At 46.9% G+C, this 373-nt stretch carries 1 protein-coding gene; it reads left to right on the forward strand.

The window, feature by feature from the left end; genetic code table 11:
* Positions 1–373: Tn3 family transposase (locus ACX5KA_RS13125; RefSeq protein ID WP_458731360.1), on the forward strand; the 373-nt coding region annotated here is incomplete at both ends.

The following is a 373-nucleotide window of genomic DNA, read 5'->3' on the forward strand; positions in this document are numbered from 1 at the left end:
GTTCAGTAGTGTCATCAATGATCTGTTTGATGTGACTGAAAGTGAACAAGGCAGCACCATACTGGCGCTAAAGAAGCCTATCAGAACGAATGTTATTACAACGGGATGGCAAGATATCAGGCGTATTGTTCTGTCACTTCAGACAAAGCGGACGACACAAGCAATGCTGGTAAGAAAGTTGTCTGGTTACCCTTCTGGACACCCAATATTACAGGCTCTGACGGAGTATAATCGACTGGTTAAAGCGCAATATTTACTTGACTACATCGACGATGCCAGTTTGCGGCAGTATGTGCAACGTGCCCTGAACCGGGGAGAAGCATGGCACTTCCTTAGACGAGCCATTGCGTCGGTGAATGGTGATCAGTTCCGT

Source organism: Alteromonas alvinellae, assembly GCF_902705805.1.